We start from the raw sequence: 21639 nt of genomic DNA, 5'->3' as shown, positions 1-21639 counted from the left end.
TCAGCTGATGAGCGGTCAGCGGCCGGCGAAGTACCAACTGCCGACTGCGGCGGCCGCGAAGAGCAGCGGCAGCAGGACTGCGAGCAGCAGGCCCCGCTTGCCCCGTTCACGGGGAGGCGTGCGGCCATCAGCGAGCACTGTGCCGGTCTCGTCCTGATCGTCAGCGGCGGCCGTGCGGAGCGACGCTAGCCACGGGGCTTCCTGCTCCAGCCGGTACGCCTCTGCCTCGAGGCGCTCGGCCAAGGTGTCGGCCCGGCTCCAGCGATCGCCCGGGCGGTACGCCAGCGCGCGGGCCAGGATCTCGTCGACCTGGCCGATCGCGTCGTGCAGCAGCGGCCGCAGACCGGGCGGTGGCTGGTCCGGGTCCCTGCGCAGGACGTCGGTGATCGACGCCGCCACGAATGGCGGCCGGCCGGTGAGCAGCGCGTACGTGACGGCCCCGACGGCGTACACGTCGGCGCGTTCGTCGAAGCCGCCGTCGCCCCGGGCCTGCTCCGGCGCCATGTACGACGGAGTGCCGACGGCCTGCGTCAGGCCCGACGCCTCGGCCGCTCGCTTGGCCAGCCCGAGGTCGGCCAGCACGATCCGGTGCGTGCCGCCGCCGGACTCCTGGCCGTGGGACGGGCGCAGCAGCAGGTTCGCCGGGGTGACGTCGCGGTGCACCACACCCTCGGCGTGCAGCGCCGCGACCGCCCGGGCCAGGTCGGCGCCCCACCAGAGTGCGTCGGCCGGGTCGAGCGGACCGGCCGCGAGCACCTCGGCCAGGGTTCCGCCGCCGACGAGGTCCATCACGAAGTACGGGCGGCCGTCGGGCAGCTGGCCGAGGTCGAAGACCCGGACCACCCGGTCGCTGGCGATCCGCCGCATCAGCCGCGCCTCGGACAGGAAGCGCTCGCGCACGTCGGCGCGGGAGGCCCAGTTGTCGGCCAGCACCTTCACCGCGACGTCCACGTCCAGGTCGTCGTCGTAGCCGCGCCAGACCGTCGCGAAGGCACCCGCGCCGATCTTCGACCGCAGGCGGTACCTTCCGATCGCGTCCATCGCGACTATTGTCGGTGACGGAGAGGATCTTCGCGAACACCTCTGGGGGACCATGGACGAGGAGCTCGAGGAACTGGCCGCGCGGGCCGCCGGTGGTGACCAGGCCGCGCTGCCCGAGCTGCTGCAGGCGATCCGCCCGCAGGTTCAGCGCCGGGTGGCCAAGTTCCTGCCGTACCGGGAGGACGCCGAGGAGGCCGCGCAGGACACCCTGATGACGGTGGCGACCAAGATCCACACCTTCAAGGGCACCGGCACGTTCGCCGGCTGGCTGACCGTGGTGGCCACCAACCAGGCCCGGCAGACCTACCGGTCGCTGAAACGGCGCTCGGTCGAGCAGTCCGCGGAGGTGCTGCCGGAGGCGATCGACCCGCGCACCACCTCGGTCATCGCCGGCTCCCGCCTCGACCTGCTGGAAGCCCTCGAAGCCCTGGAGTCGAACCACCCGCAGCTGGTCCAGCCGCTCGTGCTGCGCGACCTCGGCGCTCTCACGTACGCCGAGATCGCCGACGAGCTGAAGGTCCCGCTCGGCACCGTGAAGGCGCGGATCCACCAAGCCCGCAAGGAAGTGGCCGAGCACCTGACCATCCGCTGACTCCGCGGTGGCCCAGCCTCGCCGGCGCGCTCCGGGCTCAGCGGGCCGTGGCGCGGAGGGCTCCGGGGTCGACGGTCCTGTGCTGAATCGCCGGGTTCACCGCGACACCCATCCACTTCTGCAGGATCGTCGTCGCCTCGGTGCGCTGCGCGGCCGGCAGTCCACCGATGCTCGCGCCGTGGTTGCCGCCCGGCACCGTGTACCAGTGCGAGTCCCGGGTGCCGGCGCCCGGCGCGAACTTCTCCGCGCTCCACGGGTCGTTCTCGCCGTACACGAACAGCATCCGCTGCCCCGAGTTCTTCAGCCACAGGTCCACGTCGCGCAGCGCGGACGGGTCCTGCTTCGGCTCGATGTCGTCCGGTACGGCGGCCGGCGCGTCGCCGGCCTCGCGGTACCGCAGCAGCCCCTTCAACCAGGTCGTCCTGCTCGCCACATCGGGCCAGTTGAGCTGGTGGCTGGCCTGGTAGAAGTACGGCAGGAAACCGGCCGTGCCCTCGTCGGAGTAGAACGACCAGCCGGCGATCCGGTCGATGAAGTCGAACAGCTGCTGGTCGGTCGCGGTCGCGCTGCCGGGCACCGACGCGCAGCTCGCCTGGGTGCTGTACTGCCAGAACGCGAACGGCGTGTCGAGCACCGCCGCCTCGAGCGCACGGTCCGCCGAACCGAAGGTGCGGTCGTAGGTCAGGCCGTTCGCTGCGGCGTACTGCTTGAGCTTCGCGAGCATGGCCGGACGCCGGACCAGGGTGTTGCGCTGCAGGTTGCGCAGCGCGAGGTTGCACTGCGGGTCGGTGCCGGCACCCTGGATGAAGTCGACGTAGGCGTCCTGCCGGTTCACCACGTCGTGCGGCGCCACGTAGGCCACGGTCGCGTCGACGTCGGCAGGGTAGAACCGGCGGTGGTAGACCGAGGTCATCCCGCCCTTGGAAGCGCCGGTCGAGACCCACTTGCCCGGGTAGAGCGCCTTCCTGAACGCCGTGACGATCCGGTGGTGGTCGCTCGCGGCCTGCCAGATCGAGAGCTTGGACCAGTCCTTGCTCGCCGGGGTGGACGCGTTGAAGAAGCGCTGCTCGACGTTCAACTGGTTGCCGTCGACCAGCCGGGTCGGCTCGGCGACGAAAGGCCCGCCGACACCGCCGTACCCGGTGGTGTGCAGGACGGTCGGCCGGGCGAAGTCGCGGTGCCACAGCGTGATGCGCTGCTCGAACTTCTCGCCGTCCGGGGCCTTGTGGTCGCCCGGCTGGGTGTAGCGCAGCACGAAGAACGGCCGCTCGCCGATCAGAATGCTGCTCTCGATCCGCAGCCCCGGGATCGTCGCGAGCCGCGCGGCCACGTCGTCCAGCACGGCCGCCCCGGCCACGGCAGGGGTGAGCAACGAGCAGGTCAGGGCAGCGACCAGCACAGCGGCAACACTGACAACGAATCGGCGCATGGCAGCTCCTCTGCGTCGGACGGCAACGCTTCCGACAGTAAGGGCTTCGGCACGTTACGTCGCCCGCACCCGCCGTGTCGGTCAGCCGGCCGACCTCCGGACCGCGAGGGCGCGGACCAGGTCGTCGGTGGCGTCCGCGACCCCGCGCCGGATGCCCGGGGCAACCGATTCGTCGGCGGCGAGCTGCCGGGCCAGCGTCACGGTGGCGGGATCGACGACCAGCGACGGGAACATCCGGCCGGCCGTCATGCCGAGGGTCAGGCCGAACCGGATCTCGGCGGTCCGGCGGATGTCGGTGAAGTAGCGGGCGACGTACGGCGCGGTGAGCTCCGTCTGGGTGGGGTGCCAGAACCCCTCGCAGAGCGCGTAGAGCTCGCTCATCCCGATCGCCGGGTCGGTCATGATCCGGGTCCAGGCGGCCTCCTTGCCGGCCGGCAGCGCGGCGCGGCAGCGAGCGGCCTGGATGGCGCCCTCGCTGGAACGGTCGCGCGCCAGTTCGGCGTCGATCTCGGCGGCGCCGAACGCGGTCAGCCGGACCAGCTGCAGGATCAGCGCCCAGCGGAGCTCGCTGTCCACGACCAGGCCGTCCGGCACCTGGCCGCCCTCGCCGGAATCCAGCCAGGAGCGGAGCAGCTTCTCGTCGTTGCTGGTCCGGATCACGCCGCGAGCGATCGCGAGCTGCAGGCTGCTGCCGGGCGGGCACGTGCCGAGCCGTGCGGTCAGGGCGTCCGCGAGCCGTGCGCGGTGCGGCTCGTACGGCAGAGCCACACCGAGCAGCCGGTCCTCGGCCCAGCGCAGCAGGGACCCGACCGCGATGTCGCTGTCCTCCTGCGGCAGTGCGGCGAGCAGGATGTCCAGCGCCTGCACGGGATCCAGCTCCGCGTCGGCGACGGCGTCGCGGATGCTGTTCCAGATGACGGCGCGGGTGATGCCGTCGGCGATTGCCGGCAGGACCCGCGGCAGCGCCTCCAGACTGGCCGCGTCCAGCCGGATCTTCGCCCAGGTGTCGTCGGCCGCGTCCGGTACGACGACGGCCACCGACGGGTCCAGCGCGACCTCGAGCTCGTCCACGTCGAGCAGGACGTCGACCGACGGGCCGCGGCCGGTCTTGTCGTACCCGGCGACGGTCAGCCGGTGCGGCCGCTCGGCCTGGTCGGGCCGCGAGCGACGGAGGACGACTCCGGTCGCCGTGCGCTCGGCGCTGATCGTGTCCAGTCCCGACGTTCGCAACCACTGGTCGGACCACGACGCCAGGTCCGTGGCGCCGGCCTCGGTCAGCTTGCCGACGAACTCGGCCAGGTCGGCGTTGCCGTACTCGTGCGCGCCTAGGTGGGCGTTGATGCCGCGCAGGAACACCTCGTCACCCAGGTAGGTGGCGAGCTGCTTCAGCACCGCCGCTCCCTTGGCGTACGAGATTCCGTCAAAGTCCTCCAGCGCCGCCCGGGCGTCCTTGCCCGGCTCGGTGGCGACCGGATGGCTCGACGAACGCTGGTCGGCCTGCAGGCCCCACCACTTGCGGACGAAGCCGAAGTCGGTCCAGTGGCCGGGGTGGTCGAGCACGTCGTGCGACACCCGGTGCGCCATGTAGTCCGCGAACGACTCGTTCAGCCACAGGTCGTTCCACCAGCGCATCGTGACCAGGTCGCCGAACCACATGTGCGCCATCTCGTGCACCATCACCCGGGCCCGGGTGCTGCGCTCGGCGTCGGTCACCGCGGACCGGAAGACGAAGTTGTCGGCGAACGTCACGCACCCCGGGTTCTCCATCGCGCCGAGGTTCAAGTCGGGCACGAAGACCTGGTGGTACTCGCCGAACGGGTACCGGCGGCCGAACAGCCGGTGGTACTCGTCGAAGGCCTGCCCGGTCACCCGGAACAGCTCCTCGGCGTCCTGCTCCAGGTACGGCGCGAGCGACTGCCGGGCGGCGAGCCCGAGCGGGATCCCGTCGTGCTCGCCGCGGATCAGGTGGTACGGGCCGGCCACCAGCGTGACGAAGTACGTCGACAGCGGTTTGGTCTCGGCGACCTGCCACCGGCCGGGCGCGACCTCGGTGGCGGTCGCGTTGCCGAGCACGATCCACCCCTCCGGCACGGTCGCGGTCATCCGGTACGGCGCCTTCAGGTCCGGCTGGTCGAAGCAGGCGAAGTACCGCGGCGCGGACTCCAGCGACGACATCCCGTACAGGTAGACCCGCCCGTCGGCGTCGACCGAGCGCTGCAGGCCCTCGCTGTCGTGCGCGTACTCCATCACCGCGTCGACGACCAGCTCGTTCTCCGCCCGCAGCCCGGTCAGCGGCAGCCGGCCGTCGTCGAGCCCGGTGACGTCGAGCGGTACGCCGTTCAGCACGGCGGAGACCAGCTCGCGGGGCTTCACGTCCAGCCAGGTCTGCTCGGCGGTCGCAGCGAACCAGACCGTCGACACCGCCCGGAACGTCTCGTCGCCGGTGGTGAAGTCGAAATCCAGGTGATACCCCCGGACCTCCACCGCGTCGGCCCGGGCCCGCGCTTCGTCCACAGTCAGAGCTGGCATGGCTCGAACCTAGCAATCCCTTCGGCGGCCCGCCCCGGTCTACCGACGGCAGAAGGGGACGGTCAGGGGCGCGGGCCGAGGGGGTCGTCCTCCGGCGGGGCCGGCGTACGGCGGGTGTCGTTGGTGAGAGAGCGTTCCGGCAGCCACAGGACGAAGGTGCTGCCGACACCGACCTCGGAGTGCAGCGCCACCGAACCGCCGTGCGACTCCACGATCTGCCGCACGATCGCCAGTCCGAGCCCGGCTCGCCGCTCCCCCGTCGACGGCACGGTCGCCGGCGACTGCCGCTGCCCGGACCGGAAGAACCGGTCGAACACCCGGTCCGCGTCCTCCGCCGCGATACCGGGTCCGTCGTCGCGGACCGCGATCCAGGCCCAGCCGTTGCGACTGCCGACGGCCAGCACCAGCTCGCTGCCACCCCGGGCGAGCCGGACCGCGTTCGACAGCAGGTTGTCCACCGCGCGCCGCAGCGCCGAGGCGTCGCCGGCCGCGATCGGGCCGGGCGCGAGCCGGCGGACCAGCCGGATCTCGCGGTCGGCGGCGATCAGCCCGTACTCCTCGGCGGCCTCGCCGGCGATCGCGGCCAGGTCCACGTCGGCGTCCACGAAGGCCGGCGACGACCGGCGCGCCGAGGCGAGCAGGTCCTCCACCAGCCGGGTCATCCGCTGGATCGCCCGGGCCACGATCGCGGTCGCCTGGGCCCGGTCCTCCGGCGGGGTGTCGTCGTGGGCCAGCACCGCGTCGACGTTCGCCTGGATCACCGCGAGCGGGTTGCGCAGCTCGTGCGACGCGTCGTCGACGAGCTGCCGCTGGGCGACGAACGCGGTCTCCAGCCGGGCCAGCATGTCGTCGACGGTGTCGGCGAGCGTGCGCAGCTCGTCCCGTGGACCGGTCATCGCGATCCGCCGGGACAGGTCGGTCGCGGAGATGTCCTGCGCGGTCGCGGTGATCGCGCGAACCGGCCGCAGCGCCCGCCCGGACAGCCACCAGCCGGTCCCGAGGCTGACCAGGAACAGCACGCCCATCCCGGCCGCCGAGTAGTTCCGCAGCGTCTGCAGGGTCTGGTAGTGCACGGCGGACTGGATGCTGGAGATCTCCGCCGCCTGGATCACGTAGCCCGGCTTGACCTTGATCTCGCCGTCGTGCCCGTAGGTCACCTTCTTGACCGTGATCGGGTCGAGCGGCTTCGGGTCGAGGTACGCCGTCAGCGCGGCGTACACCCCACCGAGCAGCAACGCCGACAGCGCAATCAGCACCGCGGAGTACGCCAGGGTGAGCCGGAACCGGATGGTCTGTGCCCAGCTCGGCAGGCGAGAGGTCGCGCCGTTCAGCCGACGCAGAATCGGACCATTCATGTTGCACCTCGGAGTCGGTAGCCTCGGCCGATCACCGTTTCCAGCAAGGGCTCCTCGCCCTCCTGGGTGAGCTTGCGCCGCAGGGTGCCGACGGTCACCCGGACGCTCTGGGTGAACGGATCGGCGTTCTCGTCCCAGACGTGCTCCAGCAGTTCCTCCGCCGACACGACGTGCCCGGGCCGCGACATCAGGTACCGCAGCACGCCGAACTCCTTGAGCGTCAGCGACAGCTCGCGCCCGCCCCGGGTGGCCAGGTGCCGCGACGAGTCCAGCACCAGTTCGCCGACGTGCAGCTGGGTGGTCCCGTTCGTCACGTCGCGACGCAGCAGCGCGCGGATCCGGGCCAGCAGCTCGACCAGCGCGAACGGTTTGGTGAGGTAGTCGTCGGCACCCTCGTCCAGGCCGCGGACCCGGTCGGCCAGCGAGGCGCGGGCCGTCAGCATCAGCACCCGCAGCTCGCGCCCGGACGCCACCTCGATCTCGCCCCGGCGGACCGCCCGGCACAGGTCGAGCCCGTTGGTGTCCGGCAGCGTGATGTCCAGGATCGCCAGGTCGTACGCCGTGGTCGCCAGTTTCTCCACCGCCTCCGCACCGGTCAGCGCCGTGTCGACGGCATAGCCGGCCCGGCCCAGTCCCGAGCGCAGCGCGCTGACCAGGCCTTCCTCGTCCTCCACCACCAGTAGTCGCACGTCCCCACGGTAACGGTGAATCCGCCACCGGCCGGGATGCGCTTTCGGCCGGCTTTCGCTCTGCTTTCCGGTCGTTTTCGGGCTGCGCTGATGAAGTGGTCGCACCATCCCGAGCGAAGGAGTTTGTATGAACCTCCCCGGAAAGCGCGTCCTGCTCGGCAGTGCGATCGCCGTCGCGGCCCTGGGGGCCGGCGGTTTCGCCTACGCCGCGGGCAACGACCCGGTGCCCGAGCAGGGCTACGTGACCATCGAGGACGGCGCGACGACCCCGTCGCCGGCGCCGGAAGGCCAGAGCGCGCAGCGTGACGGCCGCGACTGCCCGGAGAAGAACGGCGGCTCCGGCACCGAGCAGGGCCAGGGCCAGACCCAGCCCGAGCAGAACCAGGCCGACCCGCAGGGCAACGCATGAGTGCAGTTCTCGAGCGGGCCCTCTTCGAGGTGAAGCGGGTCGTCGTCGGCCAGGACCAGCTGGTGGAGCGGATGATGGTGGGCCTGCTGGCCCGCGGTCACTGCCTGCTGGAAGGGGTCCCGGGCGTCGCCAAGACGCTGGCCGTGCGGACGCTGGCGGAGGTGATCGGCGGCCGGTTCGCCCGGCTGCAGTTCACCCCCGACCTGGTGCCCGGCGACATCGTCGGCACCCGGATCTGGCGGCCGTCGGCCGAGGGCTTCGACACCGAGCTCGGTCCGATCTTCGCCAACCTGGTGCTCGCCGACGAGATCAACCGGGCCCCGGCCAAGGTGCAGTCGGCGCTGCTGGAGGCGATGGCCGAGCAGCAGGTCAGCATCGGCGGCACCAGCTACCCGTTGCCGGAGCCGTTCCTGGTGCTGGCGACCCAGAACCCGATCGAGTCCGAGGGCGTCTACGCGCTGCCCGAGGCGCAGCGGGACCGGTTCCTGCTGAAGATCACCGTCGACTACCCGACCCCGATGGAGGAGCTGACCATCCTGCAGCGGATGAGCTCGCACCGGCCGCACGCGAACGCGGTGCTGACACCGGCGATGGTGCAGGAACTGCAGGAGGCCACCGAGGACGTGTTCGTGCACAACGCGGTGGCGGAGTACGTCGTCCGGCTGGTGCACGCGACGCGGGAGCCGCAGCAGTACGGGATCAACGACCTCGGCGGCGTACTGGAGTTCGGCGTGAGCCCGCGGGCCACACTCGGCCTGGTCGCCGCCGGGCGGGCGCTGGCGCTGCTGCGCGGCCGGGACTACGTGCTCCCGGCCGACGTGTACGACGTGGCGCACGACGTGATGGCGCACCGGCTGGTGCTGACCTTCGACGCGCTCGCCGACGGGGTCGACCCGCGGGCGGTCGTGTCCCGGGTGCTGCACGCGGTCGAGCAGCCCCACGTCGTACCGGCTGACGACACGCCTGCTGGCCCGGGCGTCAACACCGTTCACGGCTACGACGCGACCGGTGGCGCGGCAGCATGATGAGCCGCAAGCCCCGGCAGGCGGATGCTTCCCCGCCCGGCCCGGATCTGCTGGCCGGCCGGGAGCGGGCCCTGCGCTCGCTGGAACTGACGGTGCAGCGCCGGCTGGAAGGGTTTCTGCACGGCGACATCACCGGGCTGCTCAGCGGTCCGGGCAGCGAGCCGAACGAGGCGCGGCCGTACCAAGCCGGGCAGGACGACGTACGGCGGATGGACTGGAACGTCACCGCCCGCTCGCTCGAACCGCACGTCCGGGCGCCGCTGGCGGAGCGAGAGCTGGAGACCTGGGCCCTGGTGGACGCCTCGGCCAGCATGGACTTCGGCACCGCGCTGAGCGAGAAGCGCGATCTCGCCGTCGCCGTCGTCGGGGCGGTCGGTCTGCTGGCCGACCGGCCCGGCAACCGGCTCGGCGTCCGCGTTGCCCTGGGCAATGAGCTGCACAGGCGGCCGGACTCCGGCGGGGCAGCCGCCTTGCGCCGGACCCTGCGCACGCTGATGTCGTTGCCCAGGGCAACTCCCGGTGAGCACCCGCCGGTGGACCTGGCCGCGGCCATCACCCGGCTGAACCGCGAACATCCCCGCCCCGGCCTGCGCGTCATCGTCTCCGACTTCCACTCCGACCCGGCGCTGCGCGCCGGGTCGGAAGAAGACCGGAGCAGCGCGCAGCCCACCTGGGGCTCGGGCGGAAGCAACGCCCGGGACGCCGTTGGCTGGGCCGATGCGTTGCGGCGGTTGGGGGCCCGGCACGAGGTGATCGCGGTGGAGGTGCTGGATCCGCGGGAGCTGGAGCTGCCGGAGGTCGGGTTGCTGACCGTGGTGGACCCGGAGACGGGTCGCCGCCGTGAGGTGCAGACCAGCAGCAAGAAGCTGCGCCGCCGGTACGCCGAGGCGATGGCCGCGCACCGCGACCGCACCGCCCAGGCGATCAGGGGCGCCGGTGCCGCCCACCTCGTCCTGCGGACCGACACCGACTGGGTCCGCGACGTCGCCGCCTTTGCGGCCGCCCGCCGCCGGGCGGCCGTCCGCCGTACCCCTCGAGACAGGACCGGAATCCGATGAGATTCGAGCAACCGCTGTGGCTGTGGCTGCTGCTGGTGGCCGCGGCGCTGGTCGTCGCCTACGTGCTCGCCCAGCGCCGCCGCAGCCAGTACGCCGTGCGTTTCGCCACCCTGCCGATGCTGGACAAGGTCGCACCGAAGCGGCCCGGCTGGCGGCGGCACGCACCGGCCTTCGCCTTCCTGGCCGCGATCGTGGTGCTGACCATCGCGATCGCCCGCCCGGTCGCCGACGTCCGGGTGCCCCGCGAGCGCGCCACCGTGATGGTGGCGATGGACATCTCCAACTCGATGGCCGCCACCGACGTCAGCCCGGACCGATTCACCGTGGCCAAGGAGGCGGCGACCGAGTTCGTCCGCAACCTGCCCGAGCAGTTCAACGTCGGGCTGGTCTCGTTCGCCCGGACCGCGACCGTGGTGGCGCCGCCGAGCACCAACCACCAGGCGGCCGTCGACGCGATCGAGCAGCTCACGCTGACCGACAGCACGGCGATCGGCGAGGCGGTGCTGACCAGCCTGCAGGCGGTCCGGTCGCTCGACGCGCAGGCCGCCGAGGACCCGCCGCCGGCCCGGATCGTGCTGCTGTCCGACGGCGGCAACACCTCGGGCCGCCCGATCGACGAAGGCGCCCGGGCGGCGACCGAGGCCGGCGTACCGGTCTCGACCATCGCCTACGGCACGCCCGAGGGCACCATCGACCTCGAAGGCCGGTCGATCCCGGTCCCCGCCGACACCGAGTCCCTGCGCGGACTGGCCGACGCGACCAGCGGTTCCTTCTACGCCGCCGAGAGCGACGAGGAACTGCGCGACGTGTACTCCGACCTCCAGTCGTCGATCGGCTGGACCACCGAGGAACGCGAGATCACCAACCTGGTGGCGGGCATCGCCCTGGCCGCGGCCTTGCTGGCCGGCCTGGCGTCGCTGCTGTGGTTCTCGCGGCTCCCGTGAGTTTCAGGAGAAACCTGTGAGTCCTCATCTGGGTCATCCCTTCCGCGGCCCGCAGTACCGGCCCGGCCCGCCACCGACCGCTCCACCCGCGCCACCCGCCGGTCAGCAGCTGCCCGGCTTCCCGTTCCCCGTCACCCCGGCCTCCGCCACGCCGGCTCCCCCCTCTCCGGCCGCGGCACCTCAGGCCGGGGTGACGGGTTCACCTCCCGTCCGCCGTTCCCGGACCGGGCGAGCCCTCGCCGCCGGGATCGCGGTGTCCGTCCTGGCGGGGGGTCTGGCCGGCGCGGTCACCGGCGGGTGGGGCGATCCGGCGCCGCCCGTCGCCACCGCCGAACTGCCGCAGGCGTCGGCTCCGTCGGCGCCCGGCGCGGGTGGCTCGTCGATCGCCTCGGCGGCGGCGAGCGTGCTGCCCGGCGTGGTGTCGGTGCGGGCCGGACGAGCGACCGGTTCGGGCTTCGCGATCGACCAGCAGGGCCATGTGGTCACCAACGCCCACGTGGTGGAAGGAGCGAGAAACGTCTCGCTGGTGCTGTCGAACGGGCGCACACTGGACGCCGACATCATCGGCATCGACGCCGACAACGACCTGGCGGTGCTGCAGGTCGCCGGCAACGCAGCCGGCTCGGGCCTTCGCGCGCTCACGCTCGGCCGGTCCTCGCAGCTCCGCGTCGGCGATCCGGTCCTGGCCGTCGGCTCACCGCTCGGCTTGGAGGGCACGGTGACCGCGGGCATCGTCTCCGCCGTCAACCGCCAGGCCCGCTTCGGCGACAACGGCGCACGGCAGACCGCCGTTCAGACCGACGCCGCGATCAATCCCGGCAACTCCGGCGGCCCGTTGGTGAACGCCGCCGGCCAGGTGGTCGGCGTCAACACCGCCATCGCCACGCTCGGCTCCAGCAGCCGCTCCGGCAACATCGGCATCGGCTTCGCCATCCCCGTCGACCGGATGACCACCATCGTCCAGGGACTCATCGACTGACCTTGATCCTGAACGCCCACCACTCACCAACCCTCCCCCACCACGGCGTGTCGCGCTCGGCACGCCGTGGTGGGCGGGGTTGGTGAGTGGTGCAGCTCCGCGACCCGGAGCAGCGCCGTGCCGGTTCGCGCCGACGCCGCTCTTCCGGACCAGCCCAGTGGAGCTACGGGTAGTACGGCGGCCGGCGGTACAGTGCGCCGGGCGCCCAGAACGGGCCGACCTCGTAGTAGTCGTAGACGTTCGTGAAGTACTCCGGGGCGTCGGTCAGCTCCGGGTCGTAGGCCGGCGCGCCGATCACGGTCTGCCGGTCACGCTCGATCACCACCTGGTCCTCGTCGACCGAGCGCACCAGCTCGACCGGAACCAGCCGGGACTCCTTGCCCAGGCCGAGGAAGCCACCGTCGACGATCTCCAGCAGCCGGACCTTGGCCTCGTCGTGGTCCAGGAACAGACCGTCGACCTTGCCGAACTTCTCCCCGTCCGGGCCGACCACCGCCCGTCCCCGGATGTCGTCGGCCGGATCGACCAGCACCAGGTCGGTGTCGCCGAGCTTCACCAGCGGTACGTGCGACTGCTCGTTCATCGTCGTTCTCCCTTCCACCGATCCGGTAGCCGGAACGACCCAGCAGCAAACTCACCGGTACGGCGTACGCCCGCTCAGCACCCCGGACACCGGCGCCGGCCCGAAGTCGCTGTCCAGGTGCCGCCGGACCCAGTCGTCGAGGTCGGACGCGGCTTCGAACGGCTCGCGCAGCAGGTGGTCCCGCCACCAATCCGCGGTCTCGCCGGTGGCAGCCTGCTGGTCCCGGAGTTGTTGCTCGGGACAGCCGAGAGCGTCGGAGATCTCCCGCCACGACGTGCCCTGGAGGCGAGCGTGCCTGAGAACCGCCTGCACATAGCGAGTGGTCGCTTCCAGTACGGCCGCCGCAGCAGCGAGCTCATGGGTTGCTGCCGGCACCGCGGCCGCGGCCGCCTCGGCCAGTTCGCACGCCTCGTAGGACAGTGCGACCCGGGCGCGCACCACGGCGTCGTGATCCGGCATCGGTCCACCTCCCTCCCTCCCGAGCATCCATCCCCTCGGCACCGGCGGACAATGCGGGATCGACGCACCTTGCCTCAGGCCGAGCCGTAGGCTGGCTGGATGCGGTACGACCTCGACGACCTCCGGCTCTTCGTGCACGTGGTGACCGAGGGGTCCATCACAGCAGGCGCTCGGCGGATGCACCTGAGCCTGCCATCGGCCAGCGCCCGGGTCCGCGCGCTCGAAGCCCAGGCCGGCCTGCCTCTCCTGATCCGCGAACGCAGAGGCATCCGCCCGACTCCCGCCGGCAGCACTCTGGCCCGCCACGCGGAGTCGGTGCTCGCCGAGACCACCCGCCTGGACAGCGCCGTCGCGAGCTACACCGCCGCACCTCGCCGGCCGGTTGTCCTGGTCGCCGGCGCCTCCGGGATGCACCGCTTGGTCCCCCGCGCCCTGACCACCTTCCTGCGCGCCTACCCGGAGTACGACGTGTCGGTGTCCGAACGTCCCACCCCGGACAGCCTGCGCCTGCTCGCCGACGGCGAGGCCGATCTCGGTATCGTGCTGCACGACGAGGCCGGTGACACCGACCTGCGGATCGAACAGCTCAGCGAGGACCACTTGGTGGTCATCGGACAGGCAGGCGGCGTTCTCACCGGCCGCACCGGCATGACCTACCGCGAGGCCGCCGAGCACCCGATGGTCGGCCTCTCCCAGGAGTCCTCGCTCCGCCAGTGGATCGACCGCCACCTTCCCGCCAACGCCCCCGTCGCCCGGTACCGGACCCAGGTCCCGGACCTGCACAGCCTGATCACACTCGCCACAGCCGGCGCCGGCCTCGCGATCGCCCCACGCCCCGCGGTCACCCCACGGCCGGACCTCGACATCTGTCCCCTCCAGGACTCCTGGTCCCTACGCCGCCATCTACTCGCCCACGGCACCCGCCGCTCGGCTTCCCGCCGAGCGACGAACGCCCTTGCCGACCACATCCGCGCGGCTGCGAGCTCCTGATCAGGTGCGCCGCACCGCGGTCCGGGAGGCCGTCAGCGCGAGCGACGGCAGCCCGCGCCGGCGGAGCAGCAGCTCGGCGACGACGATGTTGGGCAACCAGCACAGGAACGGCAGGACCGCGTAGGCCGTGTCGAACACGTGGTCGACGTCGACGGTGCCGGTGGCGAACGGCAACTGGACCCCGATCAGCACTCCCAGCCACAACCGCAAGGTGACTCCGGCGTAGGTCAGTGCGAAGTTGCGGATCATCCATGCCTGGTGGCTGAGGTGGTCGCCCGTGCGGATGGCGCGCCAGCCCCGCCAAGCCGTCCATCCCCACAGCACCGCGAGGGTGCCGAAGCCGAAGAACCCGTTGATCGCCGCGGAGTTGAAGCAGGCCATGATCAGTGAGGAGACCGACCCGATGGCCACCGAGACCAGGTACACCCGGCCGATCCAGCGGTGCAGCCGCGGCCGGCGCCGCCGTACCGTGCCGGCGAACTGCAACGGCCCGATGCCCAGCGCCAGCGCGGAGAAGGTGATGTGCGCGTAGAACGCGGCCTGCACCGGCGCGGCCCGATCGGCGTACGTGGTCGCCAGCCCCGACTCGTTCTGCGCGAGCGTGGCCAAGCTGCCCTGGGCGTAGGTCGCGAGGACGTAGCCGACGATGGCCAGGCTGGTCAGGGCAACCGCAAGCCAGCTGACTCGTCCGCCCGTCTTCGAAGGTGGGCGGGACACGCGCGGTGTTCCAGAACGCGTGGCCACGTCGGTCATGAGGTACGTCCTACGGACGGGGCGAGCTCCTGCCGGGTCTCCGGAGTCTCGTCCTGCGCCAAGGCTTCACCCTCGGTGTCGACGTTCGGCAGCACCCGGTCCAGCCAGCGCGGCATCCACCAGCTGGCTTCGCCGAGCAGTTGCAGGGCGGCGGGCACCAGGACCATGCGGACCACAAGCGCGTCGACCAGCACGCCAACGGTCAAGGCCAGTCCGACAGACGCGACCATCGCGTCGCCACCGCTGAACGCGAAGCCCGCGAACACCGCCGCCATGATGGTCGCCGCGGCGACGACGATCGGAGAGGCCTGACCGAAGCCTCGCAGCACGGCGGCCCGGGTGTGCACGCCCTGCCGGTGCGCCTCGTGCATCCGGGAGACCAGGAACACCTGGTAGTCCATCGCCAGGCCGAACAGCACGCCGACCACGATCAGCGGCATCAGACTTGCCAGCGGCCGGGCTTCGTCCAAGCTGACCAGGCTGCCCGCCCAGCCCCACTGGAAGACGGCCACCGTCACTCCGAGACCCGCCGCCAGCGACATGAGGAACCCGGCCGTGGCCAGCACCGGCACCGCGACCGATCGGAACACGAGCATCAGCAGGAGCAAGGAGAGCCCGACCACGCAGATCAGGTACGTGACGAGACCGGACGAGAGCTGCGAGTCGACGTCCACGTCGACCGCGGTCTGACCAGTCACCGAAACTTCGGCACCCTCGGTGTCGGCCATCGCCGTGCGCAACGCGTTCACGAGCTCGCCGGTGCGTGCGTCGGTCGGGCCGTACTCCGGCGTCACCGCCAGGAAGGCGACGTTTCCCCCTTCGGCGGGCTGCGCAGGGCTCACGTCGACCACACCGGCGAGCGCTGCGATCTCTTTGGTTGCCGCTGTCGCGGTGCTAGCTGCACCAGCGCCTTCGAACAGCACGATCAGCGGATTCTGCTCTCCGGCGCCGAACGCCTCGCTGACGGTGTTGTACGCGGCGCGCTGGGAGCTGGCGGGGTCGGGCCCACCGGGAGGGTCGAGCTCGGTTTCCAGCGAGAGGGTCGGTACAGCGAGCGCGGCGACGGCGACCGTGGCGGTCAGCATGCTGAGGACAGGCCGATCGACCACCAGCAAGGCCCAGCGGCGCAGCAGGCCGGACCGCGACGCCGCCTCGGTGTGATCCGCCACCACCACGGCCCGCGCCGACTGGTCCGCGGCCGGGCGCTCCCTGCGCGGCAACGCCTTGTAGCCAAGGGTTCGCAGCACAGCCGGTACGACGGTGAGCGAAGCGGCCACGGCCACAACCACCGCGAAGGCCGCTCCCAGCCCCATCTCGGTGATGAACGAGATCTGCACGATCGCCAGTCCCGCCAGGGCGATGACCACGGTGGTCCCGGCCACCACCACGGACGTGCCCGCCGTACCGGAGGCTCGGGCGACGGCAGCGGTGACGTCGGCTCCGCGCCGCAGTTCGTCCCGGAACCGCGACAGGATCAGCAGCGCGTAGTCGATTCCCACCGCCAGGCCCAGCATCAGTCCGAGGATCAGCGTGGTGGACTGGATGCCGCCACCGACCGACGACCACGCGAGGACCCCGAGCACGCCCACGACGACGCCCGACAGGGCCGTCAGCATGTTCGCGCCGGCGGCGGCCAACGATCCGAAGGTCAGCAGCAGCACGACAAAAGCGACCACCACCCCCGCCGCTTCGGTGATGCTGGCGATCTCCGGCGGTCCATCGTCGAGGGAGCCGCCGAGCTCGATCGTGTACCCCGCACCGGTCAGGCTCACCGCCGCCTCGCGAAGGGTGTGCTCGACCGCGGCCTGGTCGGCCTCGAGGTCGACGGCGAGCGTCGAGACGGCCACCGAACCGTCCTCCGCGACGAACGGACGGCGCTCGTCGTACGGATCCGCGGCGGACAACACCTCGGGCAGGGCGTCGGCGCGGACCACCAGGTCCGTGACCAGCTTCTGAGCGCCGGGCTCGGCCAGGGACGTGCCGTTCGGCGCCTCGACGACCAGCATCAGCTCGCCGGTCGCCGGACCGGGTGCTGCCGGGAAGGCTTTGTTCATCGTGGCGAGCGCCGTGGTCGACTCGGCACCGCCGATGCTGAACGCGGCGTCGGAGAACTTGGCTCCGGTGATCGTCAAGACCGCGAAGAGCGCGGTGGCGACCAGCCAGGCGCCGGCGACGACGAGACGGTGGGCGGCGCTGAAGGCGCCGACCCTGGACAGGAATCGGGACATGAAGGCTCCTGGACGAAGGCGGTACGACGGTCGCTGACGCGGACCTGATGCCTCACCTTCGGTCCCGGAGCGCCTCCCGGTCGTCGTCCGGAGGCGGTACCGGCGTACCGCGTCCGCAGTACGTCCGCGCTCGGGTCAGTCGTCGCCGAGCAGGCCTGCCCGCAGCGCGGCGACGACGAGCTGGGCCCGGTCCGAGACGTGCAGCTTGCTCATCGCCCGGTTGACGTGGGTCTTCGCCGTCATCGGGGAGATGAACAGGTGCTCGGCGATGACGTCGTTGCTGAGCCCTCGGGCGACCAGTGTGACGACCTCACGTTCTCGAGACGTCAGGGAGTCGACTCTGCGAAGCTCCTCGGCGGAGGCCTGCTCGTGAACCGACGGCTTGCGTGCGGTGCTCGCGAGATGCCCCACGACGGTGTTGGTCGCGACGGCGGACAGTGACGCGTCCCCGGCGGCGACCCTGCCGACCGCCTGCCTCAGCTCCTCGTAGTCCGCGGACTTCCCGAGGAAGCCGTTGGCGCCGGCCTTCAGTGCGGCGAGCACGTTCTCGTCGGTGTCGAAGGTGGTCAGGACCAGGATGCCGATGCCGGCCGTGACCGGATCGGCTCGCAGCTGGGCGATCGCCCCGACGCCGTCGAGCACCGGCATCCGGAGATCCAGCAGGACGACGTCGGGCACGAGAGCGCGCGCCATGCTGACCGCCCGTTGCCCGTCGGCAGCCTCGCCCACCACCTCGATGCCGTCGCCGGTCTCCAGCAGCGCACGGAGCCCGGATCGGATCATCAGCTGGTCGTCGACGACGAGGACGCGGATCGCGCTCATCCGGGCGTCTCCTTCGCTGCGGTCCGCGGTGCAGCCGCCGGGAGCTTCGCCGTCACCGTGAAACCGTCCGGCTCCGGACCCGCGTGGAAGGTGCCACCCAGCAGCTGCACCCGTTCCTCCATGCCCACCAGTCCCAGTCCGCTTCCCAGCTCGGGTCCGGTCGACGGAGTCTCGTGCCGCGCGACGGCGTTGTGGATCGACACGGTGACGTACCCGTTCACGGCAGCCTCGACGACAACCTGGGCGCGACCGTCGCCGTAGCGCTGCGCATTGGTCAGACCTTCCTGCAGAAGTCGTTGCGCGGCGGTGCGGGCGACCGGTGCGAGCGCGCGCAGGTGATCCAGCCCCTTGGTCTCGACCCTCAGGCCGATGCCCTCGAAGCTTTTCAGCAGCTCGTCGATGAGGTCGGCATCGACCGGAGTGGACGGGGCCGGCTCGGGTTCCGAGGCTCGAAGGACGCTGAGCACCACTCCGAGCTCCTGCAGCACGGACTGGGTGGCGACCTGGACGTCGTCGAGCGCACGCTCGGCCACCTGTGGAGACCGCAGCAGGTTGGCCCTCGCGACGTTGGTGTGCACGCTGACGACCGCAAGGTGGTGGGCGACGCTGTCGTGCAGCTCGCGGGCGATCCGCAGGCGCTCCTCGGCGACGTGACGGGCCACTTCCTCCCGTCTCCGCTCGGCCTCCTGCCGTCGTCGTCCCACCTCGGCGACGACGTAGCGCCGCTGGGCCTGCACCCACTGGCCCACTCCGACCATCGCGGCAGCGAGGGCGATCAGCCCGAACGCTCCGCTGCCACCGCCGTCCAGCCACGGAAGGTACGCCGCACCCATCGCGGCCCCGGCAAACACCAGACCGGCGGCGACCGCGTCGAAGCGAGGACGGCGCAGTGCGAACAGGAACAACAGCGCCCCGGCAACCGTCCAGGTACCCCACGGGGCCGGATCACCCACTTCCAGAGCGACCAGGAGCGCGGCCATCACCGCGGTCAGCACCGGTGCCCACCAGGACACCGCCAGACCCACCGCACCCACCCCGAGGATGATCCACAAGCGCCCGGAGCCAGCGTGCTCGCCGACAACAGCCGACACCCCACCCACCACCAGCGACCCCACCGCCACCAGCACGCCGGCGACCGCCCACGGATCCCTCCGCCGTCCCACCGGCCGCTCCTCGCTCATGCTCGAACCATAGGCCAGCCACCTGCTGCCGACCCCGAAGCGACCGGAAGTGCGGCTGCCCGGTCGTTCTCGTTCTGGCCATCGCGTACTACGTGCGCCGCCGCCCTACCTCCACGACCAGCAGCGGCGCACGGGTCACCAGCAGCTCTGTCTAGGGTCGAGGCTGGGCCAGCAGCGGGCGGGTGCCGTTGAGCACAGCGGCGTAGCGGGCTCGGATGTCCGCGGCCTCGGCGTCGGTGAGGATCGCGGTCTCGGGCTTGCCGGAGGCAACTTCCCAGGTCGGGAGAGTGCCGGTGAGGGCCCAGGCGGCCTGGCGGGCGGCGCCCAGGGCGACGTACTCGCCGGGCTCGGGCAGCACGACCGGCGCGCCGAGCAGGGCCGGCGCAAGAGCCTGTACGGCGCGGGAGCGGGCGGCGCCGCCGAGCAGCAGGACGCGCTGGACCGGCAGGCCCTGGGCGCGGAGGGCGTCGACGGCGTCGGCCAGGCCGCACAGCATGCCTTCGACGGCGGCGCGGGCCATCGTCGCAGGCTGCATGGTCGCGCGGGTCAGGCCGTAGACCAGGCCGGTGGAGTGCGGCAGGTCCGGGGTCCGCTCGCCGTCGAGGTACGGGAGCATCACCAGGCCGTTGCTCCCGGACGACGTGAGCGCGGCCTCGTCCAGCTCGGCCAGGTCCATCCCCAGCAGCTGGGCGGTCGCGGACATCACCCGGGCCGCGTTCAGCGTGCAGACCAGCGGCAGGTACCGACCGGTCGCGTCCGCGAAGCCCGCCACCAGGCCGCTCGGGTCCGAGGTGGGATGCGTGCTGACGGCGAACGCCGTACCGCTGGTGCCGAGCGACACGGCCACGTCGCCGGGCTGCAGGTCGAGCCCGAGCGCGGCGGCCATGTTGTCGCCGGTCCCGGCGGCCAGCAGCGCGCCGGAGGCGGTCTCGCCGACGGTCTCCGCGGGCTCGGCCACCCGCGGCAGCGCCAGCGACCGTCCGAAGGCCCGCTCGACCAGGTCGGTGCGGTACGAGTTCGTCGCAGGCGACCACCAACCGGTCCCGGACGCGTCGCCGCGGTCCGTGGTCAGGTCCTCGATCCCGTTCCGGCCGGCGGCGAGCCGGTGCGTCAGCCAGTCGTGCGGCAGGGCGACCGCCGCGGCGCGGTCGGCGACGTCGGGCGCGGCCGACCGGACCCAGCGCAGTTTGGTGACGGTGAAGCTCGGGACCGGCAGGGACCCGGTCGCCTCGGCCCACGCCTCCGGTCCCAGCTCCGCGACGAGCTCAGCGGTGGCGTCGGCCGAGCTGGTGTCGTTCCACAGGACGGCCGGGTGGACCACCTGACCGTCCGCGTCGAGCAGCACCATGCCGTGCTGCTGACCGCCCACCGAGACGGCCTGGACGTCGTCCAGCAGCCCGTCCGACGCGATCTCCCAGGCCTTGAACCACTCGGCCGGGTCGACCTGGGTGGCGTCCGGGTGCGGTGCGCGGCCTTCGCGCAGCACCTCTCCGGTCGCCGCGTCGCACACGACCACCTTGGTGGCCTGGGTGGAGCAGTCGACACCGGCGACCAGTTTCTGCTGTGACATCAGACGGAGTTCCTCTCGAAGGCGGCAAGCAGGCGCAGGACTTCGCGGGCCAGATCGGTGGTCGTCACCAGGGTGCTGACCAGGCCGGACCGGACCGCCGCGATCACTGCGGGAGCCCGGTGCGCGCCGGCGGCCAGTGCGACCCGTTCGGCCGGGCGGCGCAGCTGGTCCAGCGACACCGCGATGATCATCTGCTCCAGCGGTGACTCGACCAGTCTGCCGTCCACGTCCAGCAGATGCCCGCTGACCTCGGCCACGGCGCCACCGGCCAGGCCCGCGGCCCGGACCTGCTCCGAGACCGCGTCCCAGACGGTCGAGCAGCCCGCGCGCCACGCGCCGATGGCAACGACCGACACGTCCAGGGCATCGGCCATCGCCAGCGTGTCGGCGATACCGGGCTGGCGGCGCAGGGCGGTGACGGCGGCGACGTCGTCGACCACCAGCGGCGCGTGCACGGCGTACGCCGTCCCGCCGGCCAGCTCGGCCGCGCGCCGGGCCAGGTCGACGGTCGAACCGCCGCCGTCCGGGGCGTGCAGCGAGCCTGCCATCTGGATCACCGTGCAGGCCGGCAGGGCATCGAAGTGGTCGACCATCGCGTCGACCGCCCGGCTCCAGGTCAGGCCGAGCAGATCGCCGTCGCGGACCAGCGGCGCGACCGTCCGGGCCGCGGCCTCGGCCACCTGCGCCCGCACCTGCTCGGCGGAACCGGTGGTGGCGGTGACGACGCAGCGCGGCAGCTCGAGAGCCTCGGCGAGCTGCTCGGACAAGGCCCGGTCGAGCGGGCTCGGACTCTTGATCTGGATCTGGACGATGCCCCGCTCGCGGGCGTCCTCGAGCAGCCGGGCGACCTTGAAACGGCTCAGGTCGAGCTGCTTGGCGATGTCCACCTTGGAGGTGTTGTCCAGGTAGTAGCGGCGGGCGACGTCGGCCAGCAGCTCGTCGTCCTCGTCGCTGTCGCCGAGTGTCTGTCCCCGGTTGTTCACCGTCCCGCCCCCAATCCGTG

The 21639-nt window shown here is 72.0% G+C and carries 20 protein-coding genes; 7 read left to right on the top strand and 13 right to left on the bottom strand.

Translation table 11 applies throughout. From position 1 onward, the window contains the following. Positions 1-15: 15 nt before the first annotated feature. A complete protein-coding gene (locus KFLA_RS06815) occupies positions 16-1041 on the bottom strand; it encodes a serine/threonine-protein kinase (RefSeq protein WP_041289184.1) in 1026 nt (341 codons plus the stop codon). A gap of 52 nt (positions 1042-1093) precedes the next feature. Here KFLA_RS06815 and KFLA_RS06810 point away from each other — a divergent pair, with 52 nt between their 5' ends. After that, entirely contained in the window at positions 1094-1633 is a 540-nt protein-coding gene (locus KFLA_RS06810; protein ID WP_012919037.1) for an RNA polymerase sigma factor, read from the top strand. A 37-nt stretch (positions 1634-1670) separates the two neighbouring features. Here the strand turns inward: KFLA_RS06810 and KFLA_RS06805 are convergent, their stop codons facing one another. From KFLA_RS06805 to KFLA_RS06790, 4 genes are all read right to left on the bottom strand, one after another. Then, a complete protein-coding gene (locus KFLA_RS06805) occupies positions 1671-3062 on the bottom strand; it encodes a S28 family serine protease (protein WP_012919036.1) in 1392 nt (463 codons plus the stop codon). Positions 3063-3143: 81 nt separating this feature from the next. Continuing rightward, positions 3144-5591, bottom strand: a complete 2448-nt coding sequence (gene pepN, locus KFLA_RS06800) for an aminopeptidase N (protein WP_012919035.1) — start codon at positions 5589-5591, stop codon at positions 3144-3146. Positions 5592-5653: 62 nt separating this feature from the next. Beyond that, the gene (locus KFLA_RS06795) at positions 5654-6946 is read right to left on the bottom strand and encodes a sensor histidine kinase (RefSeq protein WP_012919034.1); all 1293 of its coding nucleotides are present in this window, start codon (positions 6944-6946) and stop codon (positions 5654-5656) included. Further along, positions 6943-7635, bottom strand: coding sequence for a response regulator transcription factor (locus tag KFLA_RS06790; RefSeq protein ID WP_041289183.1), 693 nt, complete (start codon positions 7633-7635; stop codon positions 6943-6945). The genes KFLA_RS06795 and KFLA_RS06790 overlap by 4 nt, the downstream gene beginning before the upstream one ends. 127 nt (positions 7636-7762) lie before the next feature. On the opposite strand from KFLA_RS06790, the gene KFLA_RS06785 reads away from it, so the two are divergent. From KFLA_RS06785 to KFLA_RS06765, 5 genes are read left to right on the top strand one after another with little or no spacing between them, the layout of a single operon-like run. Further along, positions 7763-8044: a hypothetical protein gene (locus tag KFLA_RS06785; protein WP_012919032.1), complete on the top strand. Its 282-nt coding sequence runs from the start codon at positions 7763-7765 to the stop codon at positions 8042-8044. Further along, entirely contained in the window at positions 8041-9069 is a 1029-nt protein-coding gene (locus KFLA_RS06780) for an AAA family ATPase (protein WP_012919031.1), read from the top strand. The genes KFLA_RS06785 and KFLA_RS06780 overlap by 4 nt, the downstream gene beginning before the upstream one ends. After that, complete coding sequence (locus tag KFLA_RS06775; protein WP_012919030.1) at positions 9066-10127, top strand: DUF58 domain-containing protein; 1062 nt, start codon at positions 9066-9068, stop codon at positions 10125-10127. Before KFLA_RS06780 ends, KFLA_RS06775 begins: the two co-directional genes overlap by 4 nt. Then, positions 10124-11071 (top strand): VWA domain-containing protein, encoded by a 948-nt coding sequence (locus KFLA_RS06770; protein ID WP_012919029.1) that lies wholly within the window; start codon positions 10124-10126, stop codon positions 11069-11071. Before KFLA_RS06775 ends, KFLA_RS06770 begins: the two co-directional genes overlap by 4 nt. A gap of 16 nt (positions 11072-11087) precedes the next feature. Next, entirely contained in the window at positions 11088-12050 is a 963-nt protein-coding gene (locus KFLA_RS06765; protein WP_012919028.1) for a S1C family serine protease, read from the top strand. 163 nt (positions 12051-12213) lie between these two features. On the opposite strand, the gene KFLA_RS06760 is transcribed toward KFLA_RS06765, so the two are convergent. Together KFLA_RS06760 and KFLA_RS06755 are read right to left on the bottom strand one after the other, a co-directional pair. Continuing rightward, on the bottom strand, positions 12214-12633 hold the full coding sequence (locus tag KFLA_RS06760) for a PRC-barrel domain-containing protein (RefSeq protein WP_012919027.1): 420 nt from the start codon (positions 12631-12633) through the stop codon (positions 12214-12216). Between the two features lie 51 nt (positions 12634-12684). After that, the gene (locus tag KFLA_RS06755) at positions 12685-13092 is read right to left on the bottom strand and encodes a hypothetical protein (protein WP_012919026.1); all 408 of its coding nucleotides are present in this window, start codon (positions 13090-13092) and stop codon (positions 12685-12687) included. A gap of 99 nt (positions 13093-13191) precedes the next feature. Between KFLA_RS06755 and KFLA_RS06750 the strand changes: the two genes are divergently transcribed. Next, positions 13192-14082, top strand: a complete 891-nt coding sequence (locus KFLA_RS06750) for a LysR family transcriptional regulator (RefSeq protein WP_012919025.1) — start codon at positions 13192-13194, stop codon at positions 14080-14082. Here KFLA_RS06750 and KFLA_RS06745 read toward each other — a convergent pair whose 3' ends face one another. The 6 genes from KFLA_RS06745 to KFLA_RS06720 form a co-directional block, all read right to left on the bottom strand. Then, positions 14083-14799: a DUF2306 domain-containing protein gene (locus tag KFLA_RS06745; protein ID WP_202797089.1), complete on the bottom strand. Its 717-nt coding sequence runs from the start codon at positions 14797-14799 to the stop codon at positions 14083-14085. Between the two features lie 32 nt (positions 14800-14831). Continuing rightward, positions 14832-17063: an MMPL family transporter gene (locus tag KFLA_RS06740; protein WP_012919023.1), complete on the bottom strand. Its 2232-nt coding sequence runs from the start codon at positions 17061-17063 to the stop codon at positions 14832-14834. A gap of 135 nt (positions 17064-17198) precedes the next feature. Next, complete coding sequence (locus tag KFLA_RS06735) at positions 17199-17885, bottom strand: response regulator (protein WP_012919022.1); 687 nt, start codon at positions 17883-17885, stop codon at positions 17199-17201. After that, the gene (locus KFLA_RS35395) at positions 17882-19066 is read right to left on the bottom strand and encodes a sensor histidine kinase (RefSeq protein ID WP_049797278.1); all 1185 of its coding nucleotides are present in this window, start codon (positions 19064-19066) and stop codon (positions 17882-17884) included. The genes KFLA_RS06735 and KFLA_RS35395 overlap by 4 nt, the downstream gene beginning before the upstream one ends. A 151-nt stretch (positions 19067-19217) precedes the next feature. Next, positions 19218-20636 (bottom strand): xylulokinase, encoded by a 1419-nt coding sequence (gene xylB / locus KFLA_RS06725; protein WP_012919020.1) that lies wholly within the window; start codon positions 20634-20636, stop codon positions 19218-19220. Next, positions 20636-21619: a sugar-binding transcriptional regulator gene (locus KFLA_RS06720; RefSeq protein ID WP_012919019.1), complete on the bottom strand. Its 984-nt coding sequence runs from the start codon at positions 21617-21619 to the stop codon at positions 20636-20638. Before KFLA_RS06720 ends, xylB begins: the two co-directional genes overlap by 1 nt. Positions 21620-21639: the final 20 nt, after the last annotated feature.

It is taken from the genome of Kribbella flavida DSM 17836 (genome assembly GCF_000024345.1).
GTDB lineage: Bacteria > Actinomycetota > Actinomycetes > Propionibacteriales > Kribbellaceae > Kribbella > Kribbella flavida.
The sequence above is the reverse complement of the archived record's forward strand: the minus strand, read 5'-3'. Positions and strand labels throughout refer to the sequence as shown.